The following is a 22,548-nucleotide window of genomic DNA, read 5'->3' as shown; positions in this document are numbered from 1 at the left end:
GTTAACTCTTTCCACGGTAAACAGGGGTGATGACTGTCATCGAAGTCGACTACTCGAGCAGCCAGAGCACGGCGCCGAGCGCCGTGGCGGCGGCGACCGACGCCGCGAGAAGGGCGAAGGCGGGCCGGAAACCGGCGGTTTCCGAGAGTGTGCCGACGATCGCGGGAGCGATCGCCCCCGCGGCCATCAACAGCGTCCGGACGACGCCGAGGCCGCCGCCGGCGACGTCGTCGGGGATCGTCGACATCAGGTAGGCCCCTCGCACGGGCCGAAAGCCGTGGGAGCCGATGCCGACCGAGATCAGCGTCGCGCCCAGGACCAGCGGTCCGGCCGTCCCGGTCAGCGCGATGAAGGCGGTCATCGCGACCGACGCCAGCCCGAGCGTGCCGACGATGATCGGGAGTCGCCCGATCCGGTCGCTGAGGTCGCCGGTGACGAGCTGGACCAGGCTCGCGAGGAAGAGGGCGCTGTAGAGGAATCCCGCCGTCGCGTCGGTCAGTCCCGCCTCCTGCGTGAGATAGAGCGGGGCGAACGCGACGAACCCGTTGTAGGTGAACGAGAACAGCACCGTCACCAGCGCGAACACCGCGAACCGCCGGTCCCGGAGGAGCGTCGTGTACTGACCGATGCCGCCGGCCGAGACGGCGGCCGTGGCGGCATCGCCCGCGGAGTCGTCCGGCAGCCGTCGGGGAACGCGTACCCGGAACGTCGCGCCGAGGGCGAGTCCGAGGAGTCCGGCGCCCAGGAAGAGCAGCCGCCAGCTCTCGCCCAGCGCGAACGGGACGCTCGCCACGGCGACGATCACGGCCGGTGCGACGACGCCGCCGAACGCGCCGAACGTGTCGAGCACGCCGAGCGCCCGGCCCGTCCGCGCGGGATAGGCGCGCGACAGCAGTCGAACGGCGACGGTCTTGTGTGCCCCGGTGCCGGCGCCCATGACGAGCATCGCGCCGACGAGGACGAGGAACGGCGAGTCGACGACCAGCGCGAGCGCGGCGACGGCCGCGACGACGACGCCCGCGGTGATGACGCCCACCGAGCCGAAGCGGTCCGCGAGCACGCCGGAGGGAAACTGCATGGCCGCGTAGACGAGCATCAGCCCGGTGTAGGCGGTCCCGAGCACCGCGTTCGAGACGCCGTAGCTCGCCTGAAACGAGTCGAACAGCGGCGGGAAGGCGTAGCGGAGGAACTTCGCGAGAAACCAGATGGCGGCCGTCAGGACGAGGACGTCGAAGCCGCGAAGCCGGTCGACCGTCTCGCGAAGCGCCATGTGGGGTCTATCGGGGATAGCCGAACGACCGACGAATACCCACCGATTTCGGACTCGAGGAGGGCGGTTCGGCCGTCGATGGTGTCTCGGTGGTGCGAGGAACAGATCGGTCCGATTCGCGCGGTCGTTGCGGTCCCCACTCGGGAGACGAACGCGCGAGGATCACCCGCGCGAGAATTGCTCTCGAGGTCGTTTCGTTCCGACTCGCGTATCGTCGATCCCGACCGAGAATACGAACGGGTCGATAAAACCGTGTTCTCCCCGCGATTGCTGGGAAGGTGGACGTTCGAAGACGGGACGGGCTCGAGTATGACCCCACGACCGTCTCGAGATTCCGCCGAACGGAACGGAATTCGGGCGTCGAACTCTCTCATCTCTGGCTCCCCCGATGTCGAGAATAATTGGGCGTACGATCAATATTATAGGATGTCTACCCAAGTATGATTGTAGAAGGTCGTACTAACTGTCCCAGCACAACGCTTTTTCGTGGTAAGTCATCTCATTCCACTATGGTGCATCCCGCCCCACACGCGCCGGACCGATCGTACTACGAGTGTAGTGAGTGTGGCTACCGAGAGATGACCGACTCGCTCGAGTCCTGTCCCGAGTGCGGCGGGCGGACGAGAAACATCGCGGTCGCCCGGGCATAGCTCGCCGGGTCGGTCGGTCAGTAGTTCAGTCGCTCGCGCGCTTTCCTGCCACGCTCGAGAGTGCGGTCGCGACGGCCGCGCTCGTCAATCGAAGTCCGGGAGGTCCTCCGGCGGTTCGTACTCGGCCTCCCAGTCGACGTACTCCTCCTTGAGGGTCACCGAGACGATCTGTCCGAATTCGGTCAGTTCGGCGTTGATCGAGGAGACGGTTCCCCACGTGTCGAGGTCGGGGTGGTACTCCCGGGCCTGCCAGTCCTCCGGAATGCCGGGCGCGTGGTAGCCGACTCTGTCGGCGAAGTCGTCCCAGAAGAAGTCGAAACCGGCGAAGAGATCCAACTCCCGGGCGATCTCGTACTCCCGTTCCTCGAGATCGGTGTCCTCGCGCCACTCGTCGAACGCTTCCTCCCAGGCGCCCGTCTCGAGGAACTCCTGGAGCTCCTCGCGGCGGTAGTCGACGTCCCCGTCGGCGCTGATCGTCGCGTCCTCGTACTCGTTCGGGTCGACGAAGTCCAGCTCCGGCGGCTCGGGGGGTTCGACCTCGAGTGTCATACGCGGACGTAGGGCGGGTCCGCGGATAAGAATTCCCACCTCCGGTCGGAAGGCGAGGATCGGACGTCACCCGCTGCGTTCCCGATCGATCGCGAACGGCACTCGAGCGTACGCGGTCGCGTTTTGCAGGAGTTTGTCCGCGGTCGTGTACTCGTCGACCGCGTGCGCCGTCCCCGTTCCGGTCGCGAACTCGACCGTCGGAACGCCGGCCTCCCGAAAGACCTGGGCGTCGCCGCCGCCCGTCGCGAATCGGCGGTAGACCGGCGTCGGAACGACATCGTCGACGACGTCGGTCGTCGCGCGGACGATCGCGGACTCCGGATCCGTGTACGAGCCCTCCGACCACGTGATGTCCGTGAGCGTCGCGGCTGCCCGGTCGTCGAGACAGTCGCGAATCCGCGAGACGATCGCTTCTGGCTCGACCGTCGGCAACACGCGGACGTCGAGGTCGGCCCGGGCGCTCGAGGGAACGGTGTTGACCGCGTCACCGCCGGAGAACCGACCGAGATTGACTGTCGGCGAGTAGAACAGCGCGCTGGCGGACGCCGCGTCCAGATACCGGGCGTAGTACGCGACGCTCTCGTCGAGGATCTCGTCGTCGATCCCGTCCGTCGGTACGTCGAACTCCCGGAGACGTCGGCGACAGACCTGCAGCACCTCGTAGAGCTGATCGATCGCGTTCTCGCCGAGCATCGGTCGCGACCCGTGGGCGGCCCGGCCCGCGTACTCGATCGTCGGCCAGACGTAGCTCCGGTCGCCGACCGCGATCGAGTTGACGTCGGTCCGACCGGTCGCCTCGCCGACGATACAGGCGTCGGGATCCAGTCGCTCGTCCGCCAGTCGGTCGGCCAGTCCGATGTCGCCCCAGACCTCCTCGTCGCTCACGAGGGCGAACTGCAGGGTCACCGGCGGCTCGGTGTCGGTGTGCGCGTAGGCGCGGGCGACCTGCAGCATCGCCCCGATCGCGCCCTTCATATCGGTCGTTCCGCGGCCGTACAGGCGGTCGCCGTCCACCTCGCCGAGCGGATCGCGCTCCCACTCCGCGGCGTCGAACGGAACCGTATCGACGTGACCGTTGTACAGGAGCGTGAAGTCGTCGGCGCCGGGGATCGTCGCGACGACGTTCGGTTTCATCGGATCGACGCCGAACCGCTCGCAGTCGAACCCCAGCGACTCGAACTCGTCGACGAGCCAGTCGACGAGCGGTTTCGTGTCCCCGGGCGGATTCCGGGTGTCCGCCGCCACGATTCGGCGGGTCGTTTCGAGCAGTTCTCCGGGGGTGTCCGCCAGATACCGTACCGGCTCGATCGGGTCCCGGCCGTCGTGCATACTCGCTCGGTCGGTTCTGGACGGCTAAACCCTCGGCCTTGCGTACACGGATCGAGTCACTCCCAATCGTACCCGAACTCCTCGCTCCCCCGGTGGATGTAATCGTTCTCGAGCACTTCGCTGACCGTCCGCGCGAGGTCGTCCAACTCCTCTTCGACGTCCTCGACGTCGTCCGACTCGGGGGTCTCGCGGGCCGCGAACAGGTCCTCGGGGACCGGTGGAACGCGGTAGCCGACGTCCTCGGCCGCCGGATTCCAGTAGAAGTCGAGTCGGCGGAGCAACCCTTCCTCGCGGACGACCCGAAACGCCGCGTCGGACAGGTCGGTCCGGTCGGCCCAGTCGTCGAAGGCGTCCGCCCAGGCGCCCGCCTCGAGCAGGTCGGCCAGGTCCTCGCGGTACGTGTCGTCGCCGGTTCGCTCCTCGGGTTCGTCGACGGCGTCGTAGTCACCCGGATCTTGCGGTCCCCGGAGCGCGGGGGGATCGGGAGCCTCGGTATCGAGCGTCATACCCGACCGTTCGTTCGACAGCGTGATGTGGGTTGTCCCGGCGAGAGACCGATTTCCCTCTCGACGCGGTGTCGCCCGGTACCGACGACCGCCGATTCGAACCGCGCGACAGTCCGGGACGCGAGAGCGCTCGTCCGCCAGTCCCGCACAGTTATTTCGAACGACACCCAACTGTCACGTATGGGCAGCGAGAGCGGCGGCCGAAGCTACAATCTCACGGAAATCTTCGCCATCAAGTTCGTCCTGGCCGACGTCGTGATCGTCGCCGCCCTGCTACTGGCGGGACCGCTGTGGGCACTCGGAATCACGGCGCTGTTCGTGGTCAGCACGTTCCTGATCTGGTATCTCACCCGCCGCGACGAGCGAGCCGACGCCGATCGCGCGGCCGAACGGAACGCCGTCGGGGCCGAGTCCGAATCCGAGACCACGGCGTCCGCGAGCGATCCCGTCACGAGACTGCAGGAGCGATACGCCGACGGCGAACTCTCCGAAGCGGAGTTCGAGGCGAAACTGGATCGCCTGATCGAGTCCAACGAGCGGGCCGACGCCGCCGGACTCGAGACGTCGGACCTGGAACTCGAACTCGAGCGATCGAACTGACCGTCGTCACTCGACCGCGGACCATCCCAACACTCAATCGCCGGCCGGACGTAGTCCCGGCCGATGACCGACTACGAGGCGGCGATCCTCGACGTCGACGGCACCGTCGTCCGCGGTGAGGAGTTGCTCCCGAACGTTACCGACGGTCTCCGGGCTCTCGAAGACGCCGGCATCGATCGACTCCTGTTCTCGAACAACCCGACGCGGGGCAGCGATCACTACGGGACGAAACTCGAGCCCCACGGGATCGACGTCGATCCGGCGACCGTCCTCACCTCGGCGACGGTCTCGGCGGAGTACCTCGCGACGACGTATCCCGACGCGACGGTCTATCTCGTCGGCAGCGATCGGCTCCGGACCATCCTCGAGGACTCGGCCGTCGGGCTGACCGACGATCCCGACGCGGCGGACGTCGTGCTCGGATCGTTCGACCGGGAGTTCTCCTTCGACACGCTCTGGGAGTCCCTGCGGGCCCTCGAGGGCGACGTGCCCTTCTACGGAACCGATCCGGACGCGACGATCCCGATCGACGACGGCGAGATCCCCGGTTCGGGGGCGATCCTCGCCGCGATGGAGGCCGTCGCCGGCCGGGAACCCGACGCGATCCTCGGGAAACCCTCGTCGATCGCCGCCGCCGCGGCGATGGATCGGCTGAACGCCGCTCCCGACCGAACGCTGGTCGTCGGCGACCGGCTCAACACCGACATCGCGCTGGGGGAACGGGCCGGCATGACGACCGCGCTCGTGTTGACCGGCGTGACCGACCGGGGCGACCTCGAGACGGCCGACGTCCAGCCCGATCACGTCCTCGAGTCGCTGGCCGACGTCGCGACGCTGCTGTAGCGGCGCGACCGGCGACCGTTCGGTGTGAAATCTTCGGACTGGCCTCGAGTCTCCCCTGATCGTGCCCGGATCGCCGATTCCGCAAATCGCGCCGTCGAGAGACATATTTATGAGTTACAGTCACGAACAGAGTACTATGAAAGAACGAATCAAGCACGTCTTGCTCCGGGCCCGGTACGCCGCGATCGGCGCGGCCGTCGGCGCCGCGATCGGTTCCGTCTTCAGTCGAAACGCCGCGAGCACCGGCGGCGCGGTCGGCGCGATGGCCGGTGCGACCATCGCCGACACCCGCGAGACGGCGACGGTCGCCCTCGAAACGGCCAGAGAACGGGACTTCGGTCCGCTGTCGGGAGACGGCGATAGCGACGCGAACTGAGGCGCCGTCCGTTTTCGCCGCTCGAACGAATCGGCTCTGCGCACGATCTCAGGTCCGAGAGACGTGTCCGTCGATCCAGTCGGTCGACCGCGTTCTCGAGCGACCGGTAGCCGGAATCGGCGACCGGGCTCGGCGAACGACGATCAGTGAACGTAATCGGCGAACGACGACCGGTGAACGACGGCCGACGACCGACACCCCGGTCGCGGATGTAGGCCGTCGCCATCGCCGCGGAGTCGATCGGAACCGATCGATCGCCGAAGCGCGCCGACCCGTCTCGCGTCCCGTTTCCGCCGCTCTCGATCAGCGGTCGCCGTCCCCCTCGAGGGCCGCCCGTCGTAGCGCCGCCCCCTGCTCGCTGTCGACGGTCAGGTCGGGCACCGCCGTCGGACGCTTCTCGTCGTCGATCGCGACGTAAACGAAGTAGGATTCCGTCGTCGTCTCCCGCTCTCGCGTCCGCAGATCCTCGCGCTCGGCGACCAGCCGGACCTTCACGCTCGAGGTCCCGGTGTCGTAGACGTAGGCCGTGATATAGGCGGTGTCACCGACGTGGATCGGCCGCCGGAAGTTCATCTGGTTGACGCGGGCCGTCACGCAGGTTTCGCCGGAGAACAGCATCGCGGACATGGCGCCGACCTCGTCCATCCACTTCATCACGTTTCCGCCGTGGGCCGTGTCGAGCATATTGGCGTGATTGGGTTGGACCATCTCGCGGTTCTCGACGAGCGTCTCGATGAGATCAGTCATCGATGGTCCGTTCGAGGCGAACGCAGTCACTCTTGTCGCCGCGTCGGCCCGCACTGACGCGGGCGCCAGATCTCGGTGACGCGAACGCCGATCGGCGCGAGCAGTCGTTATATGCGACGGAGAATCGATTGCATTTATTATTTCCCCCGGCTTCGATACTGGTAAAAGTCGTCGCCGAGTTGATCCGCTAATGAGCGATGCAGGCGACGCCGACGTGCCGGCGCCTCCCGATCCGCCGGGTGACGAAGAGGGCTCCGTTCACGTTCTCGGGACGGCCCACGTCTCGCAGTCGAGCGTCGACGACGTCCACGAGGCGATCGATCGCGAGCAGCCAGACGTCGTCGCCGTCGAACTCGACGAGAACCGATACCGCCAGATGCAGGGCGGCGCGCCGGACGACATCGAGGCGGGCGACCTCCTCTCGGGGAACACCGTCTTCCAGTTTCTGGCTTACTGGATGCTCTCCTACGTCCAGTCGCGGCTCGGCGACCAGTTCGACATCGAACCCGGCGCGGACATGCGCGCCGCCATCGAGGCCGCCGAACGCAACGGCAGCGGCGTCGCGCTGGTCGACCGGGACATTCAGGTGACGATCCAGCGGTTCTGGCGCGGGCTCTCGTTCACCGAGAAGCTGAAGATGGTCGGCGGTCTCGCGCTGGGAGTCACCGATCCCCGAACCATCGGCCTCTCGTTCGGAGCCATCGGCGGCGCCCTTTTCGGCCTTCTCTTCGGTGCGTTCCTCGCGCCGCTGTTCGGGCTGGGCGACTTCCTGTTGCTCGGGCTCACCGGCTCGACGACGCTGGCGTACGCCGGCGCCGTCACCGCCGGCGCCCTCGGCGGTGCCCTCCTCGGGCTCCTCTTTCTCCCCTCGCTCGAGTCGGTCGGCAGATCGAACGGCATCGCCGGCGGATTCACGATACGGATCCTCGCCGGGATCGGGGTCGGAATCGCCGCCTGTCTCGCGCTCGTCGCGATGGAGGTCTCCGTCGGACCGTTCTCCGCGGGGGCCTTCGAGGGTATCGGCACCTACGCGGTCCGCGGGACGGTCGGCTTGCTGGCCGGTCTCGGCGTCGGCGTTCTCGTCGGCGCCGTCGTCGGGCTCTTCCTCGATACCGTCAGCGGCGACGTCGACGAGATCGACGAGGTCGATATCGAGGAGATGACCGACGGTGACGTCGTCGCGGCGATGATGGAGGAGTTCCGTCAGTTCAGTCCGCGCGGGGCCAACGCCCTGATCGACGAACGCGACGCCTACATCGCTACCCACCTCCACCGGCTTCGCGAGCAGGGCTACGACGTGCTCGCCGTCGTCGGCGCCGGACACAAGGCCGGCATCGAGCGCCACCTCGAGAACCCATCGGAGATCCCCTCGCTCGAGTCGCTGTCGGGGACGACCTCGAGCAGCCGGTTCTCGCCGATGAAGCTCGTCGGCTACCTGCTCACGCTCGGGTTCGTCGCCTTCTTCTTCCTGTTGGTCATGGCGGGCGTACAGGACACCTTCCTGCTCCAGCTGTTCGGGGCGTGGTTCCTGATCAACGGACTCTTCGCGTTCACGCTCGCCCGTCTCGCCGGCGCGCGCTGGATCAGCGCCGGCGTCGGCGGGGCGGTCGCCTGGCTGACGAGCATCAATCCGCTGCTGGCGCCGGGCTGGTTCGCCGGCTACGTCGAACTCAAGTACCGGCCGGTCAACGTCCGGGACATCCAGACGTTGAACCAGATCATCGACGACACCGAGCGCCCGATCGAGGAGGCCTTCGCGGACATGTTCGAGGTGCCGCTGTTCCGACTCATCATGATCGTCGCGCTGACCAACATCGGGAGCATGATCGCGAGCTTCCTGTTCGTGGTCGGCGTGTTGCCGTGGATGGCGCCCGAAATCGGCGGTATCGACGCCCTGTTCGGTGAGCTCTTCCGCGGGGCCGAGAACACGCTCGAGTTGCTCCGAGGGCTGGTGACATGAGCACGCGAACGCGGCAGCGGGCCGGATCCGGTCCGGAGCTGACCTTCAGCGACCGGGAACTGATCGATCTCGCCGTCGCGTGGGTGACGCTATCGGTCGCGTTCTCGCTGATATTCGCGCCGATCCACCGCGGTGGGAGCAGCGTCGGCTACTTCGTCGGGATGGTCGGGTTGAGCCTCGTTACCGTCGGCGTCGCCTTCCTGTTACACGAGCTCGCCCACAAGGTCGTCGCGATCGAACACGGCCAGATCGCCGAGTTCCGCGCGGACTACCAGATGCTGTTTCTGGCGCTCATGGGCGCGCTCGTCGGGTTCCTCTTCGCCGCGCCGGGCGCCGTTTATCACCGCGGCCGGATCACGCAGCGCGAGAACGCGATGGTCGCCCTCGCCGGGCCGATCACCAACCACCTGCTCGCGATCATGTTCCTGCCGCTGATGATCATGCCGGCCCCGCTCGGAACCATCGGTCGGATGGGCGTCTGGATCAACCTGGTGCTGGCCGCGTTCAACATGATCCCCTTCGGTCCGCTGGACGGCAAATCGGTCTACGACTGGCACAAGGGCGTCTTCGCCCTCGTCTTCGTCCCGAGCGTCCTGCTGGCGGGATACGTGGTCCTGTTCGTCGATCTGTTCTGACGGGGGTCGGCGGTCCGGCCCGACGCCGAGCCGATTTTCCTCCTCTCATCCCTGACAACCTCGAGTAGTACGGCCGCCGACGTCGAACGCGACGGCGACTGCCGGAAAGAGCACTGACAGCGGACGACGCTGACCGCGACGCGACGGTAGCCGCGGACGGCGGAGACGCGCGGTCGCTCGCCCGGACCGGTGACCTTTTGCTCGCCCCGGGAGGTCGTTCAGACATGACCGATTCAGCGGACGACGGGAGCGAGGAACGGCTCACCTACGCCGAGACGGGCGTCGACATCGCGGCCAGCGAGGACGCGACCGCGGCCCTGCTCGAGGCCTTCGGCAGCGACCTGCGGACCGAGTACGCCGGCCTGATCGACATCGGCGACCGCTACCTGGCGCTGGCGACCGACGGCGTCGGCACCAAACTGCTGGTGGCGGAAGCCATCGAGGACTTCTCGACGATCGGCATCGACTGCATCGCGATGAACGTCAACGACCTCGTGGCTGCAGGCGTCGAGCCCGTCGCCTTCGTCGACTACCTCGCGATCGACGAACCCGACGAGGCCCTCACGAACGAGATCGGCGAGGGACTCGCGGTCGGCCTCGAAGAGGCCGATCTAACGATGCTCGGCGGCGAGACGGCGGTCATGCCCGAGGTCGTGAAGGGATTCGACCTCGCGGGCACCTGCGCCGGGCTCGCCGGGAAAGACGAGATTTTCGAGGGCGAAGCCCAGGCCGGCGATGCGCTCGTCGGATTCGCCTCCGACGGCATCCACTCGAACGGGCTGACGCTGGCCCGCGAAGCCGTCACTCGGGAGCACGACTACACCGACGAGTTCCCGCCGAACCCCGAGCGGTCGATCGGCGAGGAACTGCTGCGCCCGACCCGGATCTACACGGACCTGCTCGAGCCGATGCGCGAGCACGGCGTGCGCGCGGCGGCCCACATTACGGGCGGCGGCTGGACCAACCTGCTCCGGATGGGCGAGTTCGAGTACGTCGTCGACGATCCCTTCCCCGCGCAGTCGGTCTTCGAGTTCGTCCAGGAGGAAGGAAACGTGACCGACGAGGAGATGCACCGGACGTTCAACATGGGCACCGGGTTCGTCGTCGCGCTGCCCGAGGACCGCGCCGAAGCCCTCGCGGCCGACACCGACGGACGGATCATCGGCCGCGTCGAAGAGGGCGATTCGGTCGAGATCCGCGGCCTCTCGCTGTCCTGATTCCGGCCCCACCGCTCGGACTCGAATCGTCGAGGCGGAGAAGCGACCGTCGCGGCGCGATCAGAGCGTCGTGACCGGCGCGCTGGCGTTGCGGGTGACCGATTCGGGGACCGACCGGAAGACCGGCCGGAACGCCGTCGGCGGGTGGTCCGCGATGACGATGTGGTCGACCGCGCGTTCCTTCGCGTAGTCGGTGATCTCCCTCGCCGCGCCGCCCGAGCGAACGGCCGGTTCGATCTCCCGACCGTGGCGCTCGGCGAGTTCGTGCGCGCGGGAGAGGACCTGCTCGGCCCGTCGGCACTGGGCTCGCGTAAAGCGGTCCGGCGTCGGGAGCAGTGCCCCGCTCCGTTCGGCGGTCAGTTCGGGAATCACGTACTCGCACGGATCCCGGCCGCCGAACCGGACGAACGGGCCGGCCCCGTCGGTGACGTGGAGCACGGAAATCTTCGCTTCGGAATACTCTTCGAACGCGTACTCGAGTGCCGCATCTGACGCGTCGGTTCGACCCATCGCCACCAGTACGTGCCGCCCCATACGCTCGGCTTCGAGCACCGGTGAGTTATTTGTTCCCAATCACAGATGGCGTCTTTAAGACGACCGAACCGAGAGACCCGGTTCGAGCGGACGTCGCCGGCGCGAGTCCGGTTACCGATCGGACTCGCTCTCGTCAGTCGACACCGACGAGTCGCCCGTCCCGGTCGCGGCGCGGATCGTATCGTACTCCGCCTCGCTGTAGGCGATCAGCCGGACGTCCTCGAGGACGTCGGGCTCGTAGTCGCGGATCTCCTCGGCGATGAGTTCGGCCCCCTCCGCGAGGTCGAAGCCCGCGACGCCACAGCCCAGCGCCGGAATCACGAGCGAGCGACAGTTGCGTTCGTCGGCCGCCTCGAGCGCGTTCCGCGTCGCGTCGCGGATGCTCTCCGCGGTCGCTTGACCATCTCCGTAGTGGGGCATCGCGGCCGCGTGGATCACGTACTCCGCGTCGAGATCGTAGGGGTCGGTCACCGCGACCGCGCCGAGGTCGATCGGTCCCTTCGACGTGGCCTCGTCGTTGAGTTCCTGACCGGCTTCGCGACGGAGCGCGCCGGCGACGCCCGAGCCCATCTCGAGGCTCGTCCCGGCGGCGTTGACGAGCGCGTCGGCGGACTGTGCGGCGATATCGCCCTGAACGACGTCGAACTCCATACGCGCGGGTACGGCGTCCGACGGTGTGAAAGTACGGTTCGTCGTCGCAAGATCAGTCGGTTCCCAGAGAGTTAGGCCGACCAAAACCTTTTTAGATTTAGGTACACCTAACTCCACGTGATGGACGTACCCGCCCGCAGGCAGGATTCCGACGCCGACGAAGAACTCGAGGAGCCGGCAGTGGTCGTTACCAGCCACGAGACGCGCCCCGGCAAGACGGTCTTCACCGAGCGCGACAACAACGACGGCTGGATCGCGACCGACCTCACCGTCGACCTCGAGCGCTGACCGTCGGGACGGGCTCCGACCGCGATTCGCACGACTCGAGCGCACCGCTCCTCCGTCGCTGACCCGACGGATCGAACCATCACGCCGACTGACCTCGGCCACGGATCCTCTCTCTTCGGTTTTCCCGCCAATAGCTGTCTGCAGGGCTGCCATCTCTGGGTACCCCCATCTCGAGTGGACTCGAGAGCGACGGCCGACAGCATGGCCTGCGGTGGCGCGCGCTGTGCCGCGGAACGGTGCGAGGGCTCAGTGCTTCGCGGGGGAAACGCGACTCTGGGCTCAGTGAACCGCGCTACTCGTTCGTTCATCCCTCGCGCAATATCGTCGTGCCGTTCTCTCGAGTGCGGACGGGCTACTCGCTGACGGCTCGAGGCGGCATCAAAAACACAGTGTCGATCGGTGACGCGGAGCGATGACTAGCGTTCCCGTCGCCCGATTACTTCGTGGCCTCCTCGAGGACGAGCGTGTCGTCTTCGAGGTAGTGTTCGAAGTGGTGGCCGTCCTCCTCGAGGTGGACGAGGATCTCGCGCAGCAGCTCGCCGGTGGCGGGGTCGCCGAGGTTCTCGGCGAGTTCGATGCTGCCGCGCATCGACTCGATGATCTCGCCGTACATCTCGAGGTCGTTCTCGAACATCGTGCGGACGTCGTAGACGTCCTCGCCCTCGAACTCGACGGTAGCGCGGTCCTCGAGGTTCGACGGGCCGGAGACGGGGACGCCGCCCAGTGCCTGGGCGCGCTCGGCGATCTCGTCGGCGCCCTCCTCGACGTGTTCGTAGGCCTCCTCGAGGAACTCGTGGAGCGGGAGGAACTCGGCGCCCTCGACGACCCAGTGGTGTTTCTTCAACTGGTGGTAGAGGACGTACGAGTTCGCGAGCTCCGTGTTCAGCGCGTCGACGATCTGCTCCGACTTCTCCTGGTCGAGTCGGAGTTCGTTCCCCTCGACGCTGTCAGCCGATTGGCGGACGGTCTCTTGAGTGCTCATCCTATCTTATCGAACGCGCGCATTCCACTTAAGGATTCCCCATGCGAGAACATTTTTTCCGTAATCGGAAATCACTTTTCTCTCAAAGGCCTGCTCGATTTTGGTCTACCTAACAATCAACCAGCGCCGATCGCGGACGGTATCACCTACGTTATTTTTTCGAGGGTGAGTAAACGCTTTCAGTGTGGGCCTCTAAGACAGGGGTATGGCAACGAGAGCCGCACAGCGGAGAGAGCGACTGTACATCGACGGCGAGTGGCTCGAGACCGAGAACGCGATCCCGGTCTCTGATCTCGCCGACGGAGGCACCTTCGCGCAGGTGACCGCTGCGGATCCGGCTGCGGCCCACGCCGCGCTCGAGGCGGCCCACGAGATCAAGCCTCGCATGCGCGAGACGACCGTCGTCGAGCGCGCGAAGTGGTGCGAGACGATCGCCGAGGGGCTGCGCGAGCGCGAGGAGGAGCTCGCGGAGGTCATCGTTCGCGAGGCCGGCAAACCGATCTCCTCGGCCCGCGGCGAGGTCGGGCAGGCCGCCGAGCGGTTCGACCGCGCGGCCGAGGAGGCCCGGAACGTCGTCAGCCAGGGCGAGTACCGCGAGGGCTCGACCGAGGGCCACGAGGGGTGGCAAGCGATCGTGAAACACGAGCCGATCGGCGCGGTGCTGTGTATCACGCCGTACAACTACCCGTTGGCGACGACGGCATTACAGGTGGCGCCTGCACTCGCCGCGGGTAACAGCGTCCTGCTCAAACCCGCGAGCAAGACGCCCATCTCGGCGGCGATCCTCGCCGACGTCATCAGCGAGGTCGACGGGATTCCGGACGGCGCGTTCAACTTCGTTCCGGGCGAGGCCAGCGAGATCGGCGACGTGCTGTCGGGCGACGACCGCGTCAACGCCATCGCGATGACCGGCTCCTCGGGCGCCGGCAAACACGTCGCCCGCGAGAGCGGCATGGTCAACCTACACATGGAACTGGGCGGCAACGCGCCCGCGATCGTCTTCGACGATGCTGACCTCGCCGACGTCGCGGGCAACTGCGCCAAGGGCTCGTTCAAGTACGCCGGCCAGCGCTGCTCGGCCGTCTCCCGCGTGCTCGCCCACGAGTCGGTCCACGACGAACTGGTCGACCTGATCGACGGCGAGATGGACGCCTGGCAGGCCGGCGACCTCTTCGAGGAGGACACCGCGTTCGGTCCGCTCATCAGCGTCGACCAGGCCGACTGGGTCGAGACGCTCGTCGAGGACGCCATAGAGAAGGGCGCCGACCTCGTCCGCGGCGGGAGCCGCCGCGCCCCCGAGGGCGTTCCGGACGAACTCGCCGACCAGTTCTTCGAACCGACGCTGCTGGCGAACGTCCCCCACGACGCCCGCATCGTCGACGAGGAGCAGTTCGGCCCCATCGCCGTCGTCACGACCTTCGGCGACGAGGAGGAGGCCATCGAGATCGCCAACGGCTCCGATCTGGCCCTCGACGCCGCCGTCTTCACGAACGACCACAAGCGCGCGATGAACGTCGCGAACCGCGTCGACGCCGGCGCGGTCCGGATCAACGGCGCACCCAGCCACGGACTGGGCGACATCCCCTTCGGCGGCAACAAGGACTCCGGCATCGGTCGCGAGGGCCTCGACGCCTCGATCCACGAGATGATGCGCGAGAAGAGCATCATCCTGTAGGCGAACGGCGCATCGGGCGGACGAGCCCGAACCGCATCGTGTGGGGCAGCGAGGGGGTCTCGACCGTGGCCCGCAGTTCAGAATTCGACCGGTTCAGTCGCGACTTCCGATTCCTCGTCGCCGTTGACGTAGACCACGGTGACGGTCTCCGTGTCACCCACGTCGTACTCGAGTCTCCCTTCCTCGCCTCGCTCGGTCAACGTTGCCCGCGTGCCGCTGCTATCGCGAACCTCGACGCGGCCGTTCGCCCCGTAGGACGTGAGCGTCACGGTGACCGTTTGTAGCGCCGTCTCGACGTCGATGGAGACGGTCACGTCCGCCCTTCCGAGACCGGCCCTGTGTTTGGAGATAGCGGCGGTGTACCGGAACTCGCTCGTCGGGACGCTTCCGGTCACGAGGACGGCATCGGCTTCGACGTCGAGCGAAAAGTCGTCGAGTCTATCGAAGGGGGATTCGGTGGCAAGTTCCGATTTCAGCCGGTCCTCGTCTACGTCGGACGTGTCCATACCGTGCATGACGTGCGCGTACGTCACCGTCTCGGCGGCGATCGACCACGACCGTCCGACGGAGATTTCGTCGGCCGATTCGGGCACGATTCCGTATGCGAGCGTCCCGCCGCCCACGTGCTCGAGCACCTTCCCGAGCGAGCCGTCCCCGTCCACCCGCCGATCCGTCCCGTCGAGGCCCGCTGCGAGCACGTCGTCGATGCTTCCGATCTCGGGATCGACGACGACCAGCGTGTCGCTCGAGGCGGCGATCGAGGCCCCCGCAGCCTCGAAGCGGTCGAACTCGCCGACTTCGTCGATGGGGTCGCCGAGGTCCAGTCCGGCGAGGTCGAATTCTCCGCGCATCACGTAGTGGCCACTCTCTCCGGAGGGACCGAACTCGAGAACGTACTCGAACGTCGGCTCGGTTTCCATTCGGCCGACGACCCGACCGCCCGCACCGTGGGGTACGAACGCGATTTCGTCGAGCGTCTCGGCGGGGAGTTCGGGTTCGTGGTTTCGGACGGTCTCGAGATCCGTATACGAAAAGAACAGCTGCGATCCCGCCGACGTTGGGATCCACCGTGCCGGTGGCGCGAGTGCGCTCTCGTCGTCCCCGTTCCCGGACTCGTCGGACCCGTTGCCGTCCGACTCGGAGTCGTCGTTCAAACAGCCGGCTCCGCCGACGGCGAGCCCAGTCGCGCCCATCGCGAGGAGCGTTCGCCGAGGTATATCAATCACGATTATTGATAGGTCAAACCAACGCTATTTGATTGTTCCTATGCGAACGCGACGGCGAACGATCGTTTCGACACCGAACGGACTACCGTCGTGGGCGTGAACGGTGTGAGATATGCCTCGGAACGTTCTCATCGCCGGCGAGACGCTCATCGACTTCCTCCCCGAGCGACCGGGCCCGCTCGAGGACGTCCCCGGCTTCGACCGCCGCCCCGGCGGTGCGCCGGCGAACGTCGCCGTCGGCCTCGCGCGACTCGAGGCGCCGCCGCTGTTCTGGACCCGCGTCGGCGCGGACCCGTTCGGCCGGTACCTCGAGACCGTCCTCGACGACGCGGATTTGCCCGATCGGTTCGTCGAGCGCGATCCCGACGCGAAGACGACGCTCGCGTTCGTCACCCACGACGAGACGGGCGACCGCGAGTTCACCTTCTACCGCGACGACACCGCCGATACGCGCCTCGAGCCCGGACGCATCGACGACGCGACGCTCGAGGGCCTCGAGTGGGTCCACGCGGGCGGGGTCACTCTCGCCAGCGATCCGGCGCGGACGGCGACGCTCGACCTGCTCGAGCGGGCCGCCGCCGCGGGCTGTACGACCTCGTTCGATCCGAACTTCAGGCCCGAGCTCTGGCCCGACGCGGAGACGTTCGCCAGCGTCGGTCGCGAGGCGCTGACTCACGTCGACGTCTGCAAGGCGACCGTCGGCGAGCTCGAGCGACTGGGGTTCGAGGCCACCGACGGCGAGTCCCGCTCGGCGCCGGACGCGATCGCTCGAGCGGTCCTCGAGGGCGGGACCGGCGGCGACGGGCCGCACACCGTCTTCGTCACGCGCGGGAGCGAGGGCGCCGTCGCGGCCGCCTCGGAACGCGCGCCGTGGACCGACTCGCCGGGGGACGCCGAGTCGAACGTGCGCGTCGCGAGCCATCCGGGATTCGACGTCGACGTGGTCGACACGACGGGGGCGGGCGACGCGTTCGTCGCCGGCGCCATCGCCGCGCTTCGCGACGGCGAGTCGCTCGAGGACGCACTGACGTTCGCCGGCGCGGTCGCCGCGACGGCGACGACCGACGCGGGGGCGATGGCCGCGTTGCCGACCCGCGGTGCGGTCGAGTCGCTGCTCGAGGACGACCCGACGCCGTAACCGTCGGTCGCGGGCCGTGCGGGAAATCAACACGTTCGCTGCAAGCCGACGGCATAACGCCGTCGAGCCCTCGCATTCGCGTATGTCTACGGACCTTCGGGACGGCCTCTCCTTCGGGAAGACGGTCGTCGGAGGCATTCAGGAGAAGAACGTGCCGTTTATGGCCGCGAGCATCGCCTATCAGGCGTTCATCTCGCTGCTGCCGCTGCTCGTGCTCGTGTTCTTCCTCGTCACGTTCGTGGGCGGCGACGCGTTCGCCGAGCAAGTGTCGGCGGCGACGGAGGGCTTCCTCCCGGATAGCGGACAGTTGCTCATCGAGAACGCGATCGAGGGCTCACCGGCGTCGGCCGGATCGACCATCGTCGGCCTCGTCGTGCTGCTGTGGGGGTCACTGAAGATCTTCCGGGGACTGGACACGGCGTTCTCGGAGATCTACGGGACGACCAACGAGAACTCGTTTGTCGACCAGCTCCACGACGCGCTGATCGTCTTCGGCGTCATCGGCGCCGCGCTCATCTTCGCGGCCGTCGCGACCGCGATCGTCGCGTTCCTGCCGGAGATCCCCTTCCTCGGCGTCGCGCAGTCGCTCCTGCTGTTCGTCGTCCTCGCGATCGCGTTCTTCCCGATGTACTACTACTTCCCCGACGTCGGCTCCTCGAAGCGGCAGGTGATTCCCGGCGTCGTCGTCGCGGCCGTCGGCTGGACGCTGCTCCAGTCGCTGTTCCGGGTGTACGTCTCCTTCGCCTCCAGTTCGGAGTCGGCGGGCCCCCTCGGCGCCATCCTCCTGCTATTGACGTGGCTCTACTTCGGCGGAATGATCCTGTTAGTCGGCGCCGTCGTCAACGCCGTCGGGACGGGCTATCTCGAGCCCGGCGCCGACGAGGAGGCGGCGGACGAGACCGACGACGAAACGGCAGCGCTCGAGGAGGACTCGATCGCCGCGACCGACCGCGACCCCTTCGTCGACGACGTCGCTCGGGAACACGAGCAACTCGCCGATCGCATCGAGACCCTCCGGCGCGAGCGCGCTCAGCTGGAGAACGACCTGACGGCCCAGCGCGAGCGCCGCCACCACCTCGAGGACCGCGTCGACGACCTCGAGGCGAGCGCGGAGCGACTGGAGACGACGGTCGCGGAACTCGAGTCCGAGAACGAGCGCCTACGGCGCGAACTCGAGGAGCGACGGGAGATGGAGCCGGCGTGGCGACGCGGGGCTCGAACGGTGCTTCGCCACGTCCGGACGCTGAACGTCGGCACCGTCGAGCGACGGAAGTAGCGACGGACCGCCGTCGCTTCGATCGCGATCTCACTCCACTCGGCGGGAGAGTCGAGACATCTTAGTGATTCCCGCCGCCACACACACTCGTGTCGCATCCGGTTCGAGACGCGCGCCGTCGGATCCAGACCGAACACGCCGCGGTCGTCGAGGCGGTCCAGTACTGTGCCGACCGGGTCGCCGAGCCCTGGGACACGTCGCGGACCACCAGTCGGACTACCGTCACCGACGGGCTCCGCTCGGAGCTCGAGGCGACCGGGCTGCTCGAGCGTCTGCCGGGGGTATTGGCCGACATCGTCGCGGCCACGGGCCACGAGCTGTCGGCCTCGCCGGTCGCCGAGCCGCCGTACGTCGTCGTCACGAGTCGCGGCCCCGTCCTCCGGGCGACGATCGGACCCGGCCGTCTGGTGATCCGGTTCGACGTCTTCGACGTCGTCCGCGACGCCGATCCCGGCCAACCGCCGGCCTACCGACGCCACAACGGTGTCGAACTCAGCGTCTCGCTCGAGTAGTCGGGCCGATCCGCGCGAAGTCGTTTTCGCGTCTTTCGCCGCGAGTGTCCACTTGCCCTCGATTATTAACAACATCCACTATAGCTACCTCGAGTTAACAACTCTCTCTGGTTAGATAACAACCCTTTTATTCAGGAGGGCGTATTTTCGGCTATGAACCGAACACGGCGGTCGCTGCTGGGGGCCGGTGGGAGCCTCCTCGCGGCGAGTGCGTTTGCCGGCTGTCTCGACAATTTCGATCCCGCCAACCGCGAGTACGACGCGGGATACGCCGCTCTCTTCAGCCTGTGGGACTGGGCCGACCGCGTCAGCGGTGAGACGATCGAGTTCGAGAACCCGGTGGGGACCGGCGAATCGGGCCACGGCTGGAATCCGCCGGGTGACCTGACTCGCGACGTCGCCAACGCGGGCGTCTTCGTCTACCTCGATACTCCCGAGTTCTCGTGGGCCCAGGACATCGCGTCGACGCTCGAGTCGGACTACGACGACGTCGTCGTCGTCGACGGCTTCGCGGGACTCGACGATCAGTTGCTCGAGTGGGATCACGGAACCGGGTCCGGCGGGCACGATCACGAGAACGACACTGAGACGCACGAAGACGGCGAACACGACCACGAGGGCGAGGAACACAGTCACGAGGGCGAGAACCACAGCCACGAAGACGACGGTCACGATCACGACCGCGATCGCTCCTCGTTCGATCCCCACGCCTGGCTCGATCCCGTCTTCGCACAGGACATCCTCGAGAACATCGTCGACGGCCTCGTCGAGGCCCGTCCCGACGAGGAGGAGACGTTCCGAGCCAACGCCGACGAGTACGTCGGCGTCCTCGAGGACGTCGACCGGCAACTCGAGGCGCTCTTCGACGACGCGGACCGCCGGACCGCCGTCTTCGCCGGCCACGATTCCTTCACCTATCTCGAGGACCGGTACGGCTTCGAACTGCACACGCCCGTCGGCGTCTCCCCCAACGAGGAGCCGAGTCAGGGAGAGATTTCGGAGACCATCGATCACATCGACGAGAACGGGATCGACACGATCCTCTACGACGCCTTCGACGCCCCCGAAGGCCGACACCCGCCCCTCGTCGAGACGCTCCTCGACGACAGCGACGCGACCGACGCGATGCCGCTCTCGACGGCCTCGGGAACCCTCGCCTCGTGGGACGAGAAGGGCTGGGGCTACCGTGAGCAAATGGAAGAGATAAACATCCCCGCGTTCAGAGAAGCACTAGACGCACAGTGACCGTCGTCGACCTCCAGAACGTGACGTTCGCCTACGGTGACCAGCCCGCGGTCCGCGACGTCTCCCTGACCGTCGAGGAGGGCGATCTGCTCGGACTGATCGGCCCCAACGGCTCCGGGAAGACGACGCTCCTTCATCTCATGCTCGGGCTCCTCAGCCCCGATAGCGGCCGAATCGAGCTGTTCGACGAGCCCGTCGGGTCGTTCGACGAGGGCGAGCGGATCGGCTACGTCTCCCAGCAGGCGACCAGCCGCGGCGGGACGATGCCGGTCACCGTCCGCGAGGCCGTCACGATGGGGCGGTTCGCCCACGTCGGCCACGGCCGGATTCGGGAGGAAGACCGCGAGATCGTCGCCGACGCCATCGAGACGGTCGGCATCGAGGACCTTGCCGACCGGCAGGTCAACCAGCTCTCGGGCGGGCAGCGACAGCGCGCCTACATCGCGCGGGCGCTGGCCTCCGAGGCCGACCTGCTCGCGCTCGACGAGCCGACCGTCGGGGTCGACGCCGAGTCCCGCGACGCCTTCTACCAGTTGCTCGAGTCGCTCAACGCCGACGGGATCACGATCATCCTGATCGAGCACGACATCGGCGTCGTCACGGACCGCGCGAACCGGATCGCCTGTATCAACACGGAACTGTACCACCACGGTGACACGGAGTCGTTCGTCGAGAGCGACGCGCTCACCGAGGCCTACGGGGCGACGGGACAGGTCGTCCACCACCACCACTGAGACGATGCACCGCGAGACGAGACTTCGGCTGGAACTGATCGGAATCGGCGCGACGGGACTGCTGGCGGCGGTCATGATCGGCTTCCTCGCCCTCGACTACCTGCAGGGATATCCAGTCGCGGGCGCGCTGTACGAGCAGTTCCGCACCGCCGGCCGGATCGCGGACTACGTCCTCGGAACGAACGTCTTCAGACACCCGTTCATGTGGCGCTCGCTCGCGACGGGGATCCTGATCGGGATCGTCGCACCGCTGGTCGGCACCTACCTCGTCCACCGCGAGATGGCCCTGATCGGCGAGACCCTCGCCCACACCGCGTTCGCCGGCGTCGCCATCGGCCTGCTGTTCAGCGCCACGACCGACTTCGGCGTCTCCCTGTTGCTCGCGGCGCTGGTCGTCGCCGTCTGCGGCGCGCTCGGCGTCCAGTGGCTGACCGAGCACACCGACACCTACGGCGACGTGCCGATCGCGATCATGCTCACCGGTAGCTTCGCCGTCGGGACGCTCATCATCAGCTACGGCCGGGGCATGACCGGGATCAACGTCGAGGACTACCTCTTCGGGAGCATCTCCGTCGTCACGCCCGGCGGCGCGCGGCTGGTCGCGGTGCTCGCCGTCCTCGTCGTCGCCGTCGTCGTCGCGACCTACAAGCAGCTCCTGTTCATCACGTTCGACGAGCAGGCCGCCCGCGTCGCGCGGCTCAACGTCACCTGGTACAACACCCTGCTGATCGTCATGACGGCCGTCGTCGTCGTCGGCGCGATGCAGATCCTCGGCGTCATCCTCGTCGCCGCGATGCTCGTCATCCCGGTCGCGGCCGCGACGCAGATCGCCCACAGCTTCCGCGAGACGCTGTTCTGCTCGATCCTGTTCGGCCAGGTGGCGATCCTCGGCGGCTTCGCGGTCGCGATCGCCGGCAGCCTCCCCACCGGCGGCTCGATCGTCGTCGTCGCCATCGCCTGTTACCTGCTCGCGATCCTCGTCTCGAGTCGGTCGACGGCCGCTATCTCGACGCACTGACGGCCGTCACGCGCGGCGTTCGGGACGGAACTCGTCGACGAGCTGAATCGCGACGCCGAGTCCGGAACACAGGACGCCGATCGGGACGAACAGGAGCCCGATACCGGCGACGGACCCGACGGGAAGGAGCGCGTCGAACGCCAGCGAGCCCAGCATGGGAACGACCAGCAGGACGATCGAGAGGCTCCCGGCGACGGCACCCAGCGTCAGTAACCGTCGCGGCAGTTCCGCGGGGTCTCGGAGACGAGTGACGAGGAACAGGAGCCCCGCCTCCGCGAGCGTCAGGGCGCCTACGGCCACGCACAGCATCACTAAGAGACCGGTGAGACCGGCCGCGAACCCGTCACCGGGCGGGTTTTCGGGAATCGTTCGGAAGTACAGCGCCGCGGTCAGGAGGCTGATCGCGCCGAGCACCGCGGTGCCGGCAGCGATCGCACGGGGACGGTAGACGGCCATCGGTTGGACGTGTTCTATCTCCTATAGGTGGATGGTAAGCGTTCGGATCGTCGCGTCCGGCAGCATCGAACCCGGCCGTATCGACGTCACGATCGAATACGGGCGTCGGCGATCGAATTGCGAGTGTTCCC

Annotated in this window: 25 protein-coding genes; 15 read left to right on the top strand and 10 right to left on the bottom strand. The window is 67.2% G+C overall.

Translation table 11 applies throughout. The features are described from left to right. Positions 1 to 49 precede the first annotated feature (49 nt). A complete protein-coding gene (locus WD430_RS18350) occupies positions 50 to 1,270 on the bottom strand; it encodes an MFS transporter (protein WP_339103866.1) in 1,221 nt (406 codons plus the stop codon). A 509-nt stretch (positions 1,271 to 1,779) separates the two neighbouring features. Here WD430_RS18350 and WD430_RS18345 point away from each other — a divergent pair. Further along, the gene (locus WD430_RS18345; protein WP_339103865.1) at positions 1,780 to 1,920 is read left to right on the top strand and encodes a rubrerythrin-like domain-containing protein; all 141 of its coding nucleotides are present in this window, start codon (positions 1,780 to 1,782) and stop codon (positions 1,918 to 1,920) included. A gap of 84 nt (positions 1,921 to 2,004) precedes the next feature. On the opposite strand, the gene WD430_RS18340 is transcribed toward WD430_RS18345, so the two are convergent. The 3 genes from WD430_RS18340 to WD430_RS18330 all read right to left on the bottom strand — a co-directional run bounded on the left by WD430_RS18340 (position 2,005) and on the right by WD430_RS18330 (position 4,304). Then, on the bottom strand, positions 2,005 to 2,469 hold the full coding sequence (locus WD430_RS18340) for a hypothetical protein (protein ID WP_339103864.1): 465 nt from the start codon (positions 2,467 to 2,469) through the stop codon (positions 2,005 to 2,007). A gap of 66 nt (positions 2,470 to 2,535) precedes the next feature. Continuing rightward, positions 2,536 to 3,798: a M20/M25/M40 family metallo-hydrolase gene (locus WD430_RS18335; protein WP_339103863.1), complete on the bottom strand. Its 1,263-nt coding sequence runs from the start codon at positions 3,796 to 3,798 to the stop codon at positions 2,536 to 2,538. A 56-nt stretch (positions 3,799 to 3,854) separates the two neighbouring features. Continuing rightward, positions 3,855 to 4,304, bottom strand: coding sequence for a hypothetical protein (locus WD430_RS18330; protein ID WP_339103862.1), 450 nt, complete (start codon positions 4,302 to 4,304; stop codon positions 3,855 to 3,857). A 180-nt stretch (positions 4,305 to 4,484) separates the two neighbouring features. Here WD430_RS18330 and WD430_RS18325 point away from each other — a divergent pair, with 180 nt between their 5' ends. The 3 genes from WD430_RS18325 (at position 4,485) to WD430_RS18315 (ending at position 6,123) form a co-directional block, all read left to right on the top strand. Continuing rightward, entirely contained in the window at positions 4,485 to 4,904 is a 420-nt protein-coding gene (locus tag WD430_RS18325; RefSeq protein ID WP_339103861.1) for an SHOCT domain-containing protein, read from the top strand. Positions 4,905 to 4,967: 63 nt separating this feature from the next. Continuing rightward, positions 4,968 to 5,747: an HAD-IIA family hydrolase gene (locus WD430_RS18320; protein WP_339103860.1), complete on the top strand. Its 780-nt coding sequence runs from the start codon at positions 4,968 to 4,970 to the stop codon at positions 5,745 to 5,747. A gap of 136 nt (positions 5,748 to 5,883) precedes the next feature. Continuing rightward, positions 5,884 to 6,123: a glycine zipper 2TM domain-containing protein gene (locus tag WD430_RS18315; RefSeq protein WP_339103859.1), complete on the top strand. Its 240-nt coding sequence runs from the start codon at positions 5,884 to 5,886 to the stop codon at positions 6,121 to 6,123. A 303-nt stretch (positions 6,124 to 6,426) separates the two neighbouring features. Here the strand turns inward: WD430_RS18315 and WD430_RS18310 are convergent, their stop codons facing one another. Next, on the bottom strand, positions 6,427 to 6,870 hold the full coding sequence (locus WD430_RS18310) for an acyl-CoA thioesterase (RefSeq protein ID WP_339103858.1): 444 nt from the start codon (positions 6,868 to 6,870) through the stop codon (positions 6,427 to 6,429). 190 nt (positions 6,871 to 7,060) lie between these two features. On the opposite strand from WD430_RS18310, the gene WD430_RS18305 reads away from it, so the two are divergent. The 3 genes from WD430_RS18305 to purM all read left to right on the top strand — a co-directional run bounded on the left by WD430_RS18305 (position 7,061) and on the right by purM (position 10,682). Beyond that, positions 7,061 to 8,830, top strand: coding sequence for a TraB/GumN family protein (locus WD430_RS18305; RefSeq protein ID WP_339103857.1), 1,770 nt, complete (start codon positions 7,061 to 7,063; stop codon positions 8,828 to 8,830). Continuing rightward, positions 8,827 to 9,465, top strand: a complete 639-nt coding sequence (locus WD430_RS18300) for a metalloprotease (protein WP_339103856.1) — start codon at positions 8,827 to 8,829, stop codon at positions 9,463 to 9,465. Before WD430_RS18305 ends, WD430_RS18300 begins: the two co-directional genes overlap by 4 nt. A 224-nt stretch (positions 9,466 to 9,689) precedes the next feature. Beyond that, positions 9,690 to 10,682, top strand: coding sequence for a phosphoribosylformylglycinamidine cyclo-ligase (gene purM / locus WD430_RS18295; RefSeq protein WP_339103855.1), 993 nt, complete (start codon positions 9,690 to 9,692; stop codon positions 10,680 to 10,682). Positions 10,683 to 10,742: 60 nt separating this feature from the next. On the opposite strand, the gene WD430_RS18290 is transcribed toward purM, so the two are convergent. Together WD430_RS18290 and WD430_RS18285 are read right to left on the bottom strand one after the other, a co-directional pair. After that, a complete protein-coding gene (locus WD430_RS18290) occupies positions 10,743 to 11,216 on the bottom strand; it encodes a universal stress protein (protein ID WP_339103854.1) in 474 nt (157 codons plus the stop codon). A gap of 111 nt (positions 11,217 to 11,327) precedes the next feature. Next, positions 11,328 to 11,867, bottom strand: coding sequence for a macro domain-containing protein (locus WD430_RS18285; RefSeq protein WP_339103853.1), 540 nt, complete (start codon positions 11,865 to 11,867; stop codon positions 11,328 to 11,330). A 120-nt stretch (positions 11,868 to 11,987) separates the two neighbouring features. Here WD430_RS18285 and WD430_RS18280 point away from each other — a divergent pair, with 120 nt between their 5' ends. Beyond that, on the top strand, positions 11,988 to 12,155 hold the full coding sequence (locus WD430_RS18280) for a hypothetical protein (RefSeq protein WP_339103852.1): 168 nt from the start codon (positions 11,988 to 11,990) through the stop codon (positions 12,153 to 12,155). A 436-nt stretch (positions 12,156 to 12,591) separates the two neighbouring features. On the opposite strand, the gene dpsA is transcribed toward WD430_RS18280, so the two are convergent. Beyond that, positions 12,592 to 13,137 carry a DNA starvation/stationary phase protection protein DpsA gene (gene dpsA, locus WD430_RS18275; protein ID WP_339103851.1) on the bottom strand — a complete coding sequence of 182 codons (546 nt, stop codon included), beginning with the start codon at positions 13,135 to 13,137 and terminating at the stop codon, positions 12,592 to 12,594. A 205-nt stretch (positions 13,138 to 13,342) separates the two neighbouring features. On the opposite strand from dpsA, the gene WD430_RS18270 reads away from it, so the two are divergent. After that, positions 13,343 to 14,812 (top strand): aldehyde dehydrogenase family protein, encoded by a 1,470-nt coding sequence (locus tag WD430_RS18270; RefSeq protein WP_339103850.1) that lies wholly within the window; start codon positions 13,343 to 13,345, stop codon positions 14,810 to 14,812. Between the two features lie 77 nt (positions 14,813 to 14,889). Here the strand turns inward: WD430_RS18270 and WD430_RS18265 are convergent, their stop codons facing one another. Further along, positions 14,890 to 16,005 (bottom strand): hypothetical protein, encoded by a 1,116-nt coding sequence (locus WD430_RS18265; RefSeq protein WP_339103849.1) that lies wholly within the window; start codon positions 16,003 to 16,005, stop codon positions 14,890 to 14,892. A 145-nt stretch (positions 16,006 to 16,150) separates the two neighbouring features. Between WD430_RS18265 and WD430_RS18260 the strand changes: the two genes are divergently transcribed. The 6 genes from WD430_RS18260 to WD430_RS18235 all read left to right on the top strand — a co-directional run bounded on the left by WD430_RS18260 (position 16,151) and on the right by WD430_RS18235 (position 21,961). Beyond that, complete coding sequence (locus WD430_RS18260; RefSeq protein WP_339103848.1) at positions 16,151 to 17,176, top strand: carbohydrate kinase; 1,026 nt, start codon at positions 16,151 to 16,153, stop codon at positions 17,174 to 17,176. Between the two features lie 82 nt (positions 17,177 to 17,258). Beyond that, the gene (locus WD430_RS18255) at positions 17,259 to 18,452 is read left to right on the top strand and encodes a YhjD/YihY/BrkB family envelope integrity protein (RefSeq protein WP_339103847.1); all 1,194 of its coding nucleotides are present in this window, start codon (positions 17,259 to 17,261) and stop codon (positions 18,450 to 18,452) included. An 89-nt stretch (positions 18,453 to 18,541) separates the two neighbouring features. Continuing rightward, positions 18,542 to 18,964: a hypothetical protein gene (locus WD430_RS18250; protein WP_339103846.1), complete on the top strand. Its 423-nt coding sequence runs from the start codon at positions 18,542 to 18,544 to the stop codon at positions 18,962 to 18,964. 153 nt (positions 18,965 to 19,117) lie between these two features. Continuing rightward, positions 19,118 to 20,209, top strand: a complete 1,092-nt coding sequence (locus tag WD430_RS18245) for a metal ABC transporter substrate-binding protein (protein WP_339103845.1) — start codon at positions 19,118 to 19,120, stop codon at positions 20,207 to 20,209. Continuing rightward, positions 20,206 to 20,943 (top strand): metal ABC transporter ATP-binding protein, encoded by a 738-nt coding sequence (locus WD430_RS18240; protein WP_339103844.1) that lies wholly within the window; start codon positions 20,206 to 20,208, stop codon positions 20,941 to 20,943. Before WD430_RS18245 ends, WD430_RS18240 begins: the two co-directional genes overlap by 4 nt. A 4-nt stretch (positions 20,944 to 20,947) precedes the next feature. Continuing rightward, positions 20,948 to 21,961: a metal ABC transporter permease gene (locus WD430_RS18235; RefSeq protein ID WP_339103843.1), complete on the top strand. Its 1,014-nt coding sequence runs from the start codon at positions 20,948 to 20,950 to the stop codon at positions 21,959 to 21,961. Positions 21,962 to 21,967: 6 nt separating this feature from the next. Here the strand turns inward: WD430_RS18235 and WD430_RS18230 are convergent, their stop codons facing one another. Further along, positions 21,968 to 22,417, bottom strand: a complete 450-nt coding sequence (locus tag WD430_RS18230; RefSeq protein WP_339103842.1) for a hypothetical protein — start codon at positions 22,415 to 22,417, stop codon at positions 21,968 to 21,970. Positions 22,418 to 22,548: the final 131 nt, after the last annotated feature.

This window comes from Haloterrigena sp. KLK7 (assembly GCF_037914945.1).
GTDB classification, from domain to species: domain Archaea; phylum Halobacteriota; class Halobacteria; order Halobacteriales; family Natrialbaceae; genus Haloterrigena; species Haloterrigena salinisoli.
The sequence above is the reverse complement of the archived record's forward strand: the minus strand, read 5'-3'. Positions and strand labels throughout refer to the sequence as shown.

Excerpts from the sequence above, each read along its gene's own strand:
- WD430_RS18290 (WP_339103854.1), bottom strand. The coding sequence starts at position 11,216 with ATGGGGCGGCACGTACTGGTGGCGATGGGTCGAACCGACGCGTCAGAT.
- WD430_RS18350 (WP_339103866.1), bottom strand. The coding sequence starts at position 1,270 with ATGGCGCTTCGCGAGACGGTCGACCGGCTTCGCGGCTTCGACGTCCTC.
- WD430_RS18280 (WP_339103852.1), top strand. The coding sequence starts at position 11,988 with ATGGACGTACCCGCCCGCAGGCAGGATTCCGACGCCGACGAAGAACTC.
- WD430_RS18335 (WP_339103863.1), bottom strand. The coding sequence starts at position 3,798 with ATGCACGACGGCCGGGACCCGATCGAGCCGGTACGGTATCTGGCGGAC.
- WD430_RS18270 (WP_339103850.1), top strand. The coding sequence starts at position 13,343 with ATGGCAACGAGAGCCGCACAGCGGAGAGAGCGACTGTACATCGACGGC.
- WD430_RS18310 (WP_339103858.1), bottom strand. The coding sequence starts at position 6,870 with ATGACTGATCTCATCGAGACGCTCGTCGAGAACCGCGAGATGGTCCAA.
- WD430_RS18245 (WP_339103845.1), top strand. The coding sequence starts at position 19,118 with ATGAACCGAACACGGCGGTCGCTGCTGGGGGCCGGTGGGAGCCTCCTC.
- WD430_RS18255 (WP_339103847.1), top strand. The coding sequence starts at position 17,259 with ATGTCTACGGACCTTCGGGACGGCCTCTCCTTCGGGAAGACGGTCGTC.
- WD430_RS18265 (WP_339103849.1), bottom strand. The coding sequence starts at position 16,005 with ATGGGCGCGACTGGGCTCGCCGTCGGCGGAGCCGGCTGTTTGAACGAC.
- purM (WP_339103855.1), top strand. The coding sequence starts at position 9,690 with ATGACCGATTCAGCGGACGACGGGAGCGAGGAACGGCTCACCTACGCC.
- WD430_RS18325 (WP_339103861.1), top strand. The coding sequence starts at position 4,485 with ATGGGCAGCGAGAGCGGCGGCCGAAGCTACAATCTCACGGAAATCTTC.
- WD430_RS18340 (WP_339103864.1), bottom strand. The coding sequence starts at position 2,469 with ATGACACTCGAGGTCGAACCCCCCGAGCCGCCGGAGCTGGACTTCGTC.
- WD430_RS18320 (WP_339103860.1), top strand. The coding sequence starts at position 4,968 with ATGACCGACTACGAGGCGGCGATCCTCGACGTCGACGGCACCGTCGTC.
- WD430_RS18345 (WP_339103865.1), top strand. The coding sequence starts at position 1,780 with ATGGTGCATCCCGCCCCACACGCGCCGGACCGATCGTACTACGAGTGT.
- WD430_RS18300 (WP_339103856.1), top strand. The coding sequence starts at position 8,827 with ATGAGCACGCGAACGCGGCAGCGGGCCGGATCCGGTCCGGAGCTGACC.
- dpsA (WP_339103851.1), bottom strand. The coding sequence starts at position 13,137 with ATGAGCACTCAAGAGACCGTCCGCCAATCGGCTGACAGCGTCGAGGGG.
- WD430_RS18315 (WP_339103859.1), top strand. The coding sequence starts at position 5,884 with ATGAAAGAACGAATCAAGCACGTCTTGCTCCGGGCCCGGTACGCCGCG.
- WD430_RS18230 (WP_339103842.1), bottom strand. The coding sequence starts at position 22,417 with ATGGCCGTCTACCGTCCCCGTGCGATCGCTGCCGGCACCGCGGTGCTC.
- WD430_RS18260 (WP_339103848.1), top strand. The coding sequence starts at position 16,151 with ATGCCTCGGAACGTTCTCATCGCCGGCGAGACGCTCATCGACTTCCTC.
- WD430_RS18305 (WP_339103857.1), top strand. The coding sequence starts at position 7,061 with ATGAGCGATGCAGGCGACGCCGACGTGCCGGCGCCTCCCGATCCGCCG.
- WD430_RS18235 (WP_339103843.1), top strand. The coding sequence starts at position 20,948 with ATGCACCGCGAGACGAGACTTCGGCTGGAACTGATCGGAATCGGCGCG.
- WD430_RS18285 (WP_339103853.1), bottom strand. The coding sequence starts at position 11,867 with ATGGAGTTCGACGTCGTTCAGGGCGATATCGCCGCACAGTCCGCCGAC.
- WD430_RS18330 (WP_339103862.1), bottom strand. The coding sequence starts at position 4,304 with ATGACGCTCGATACCGAGGCTCCCGATCCCCCCGCGCTCCGGGGACCG.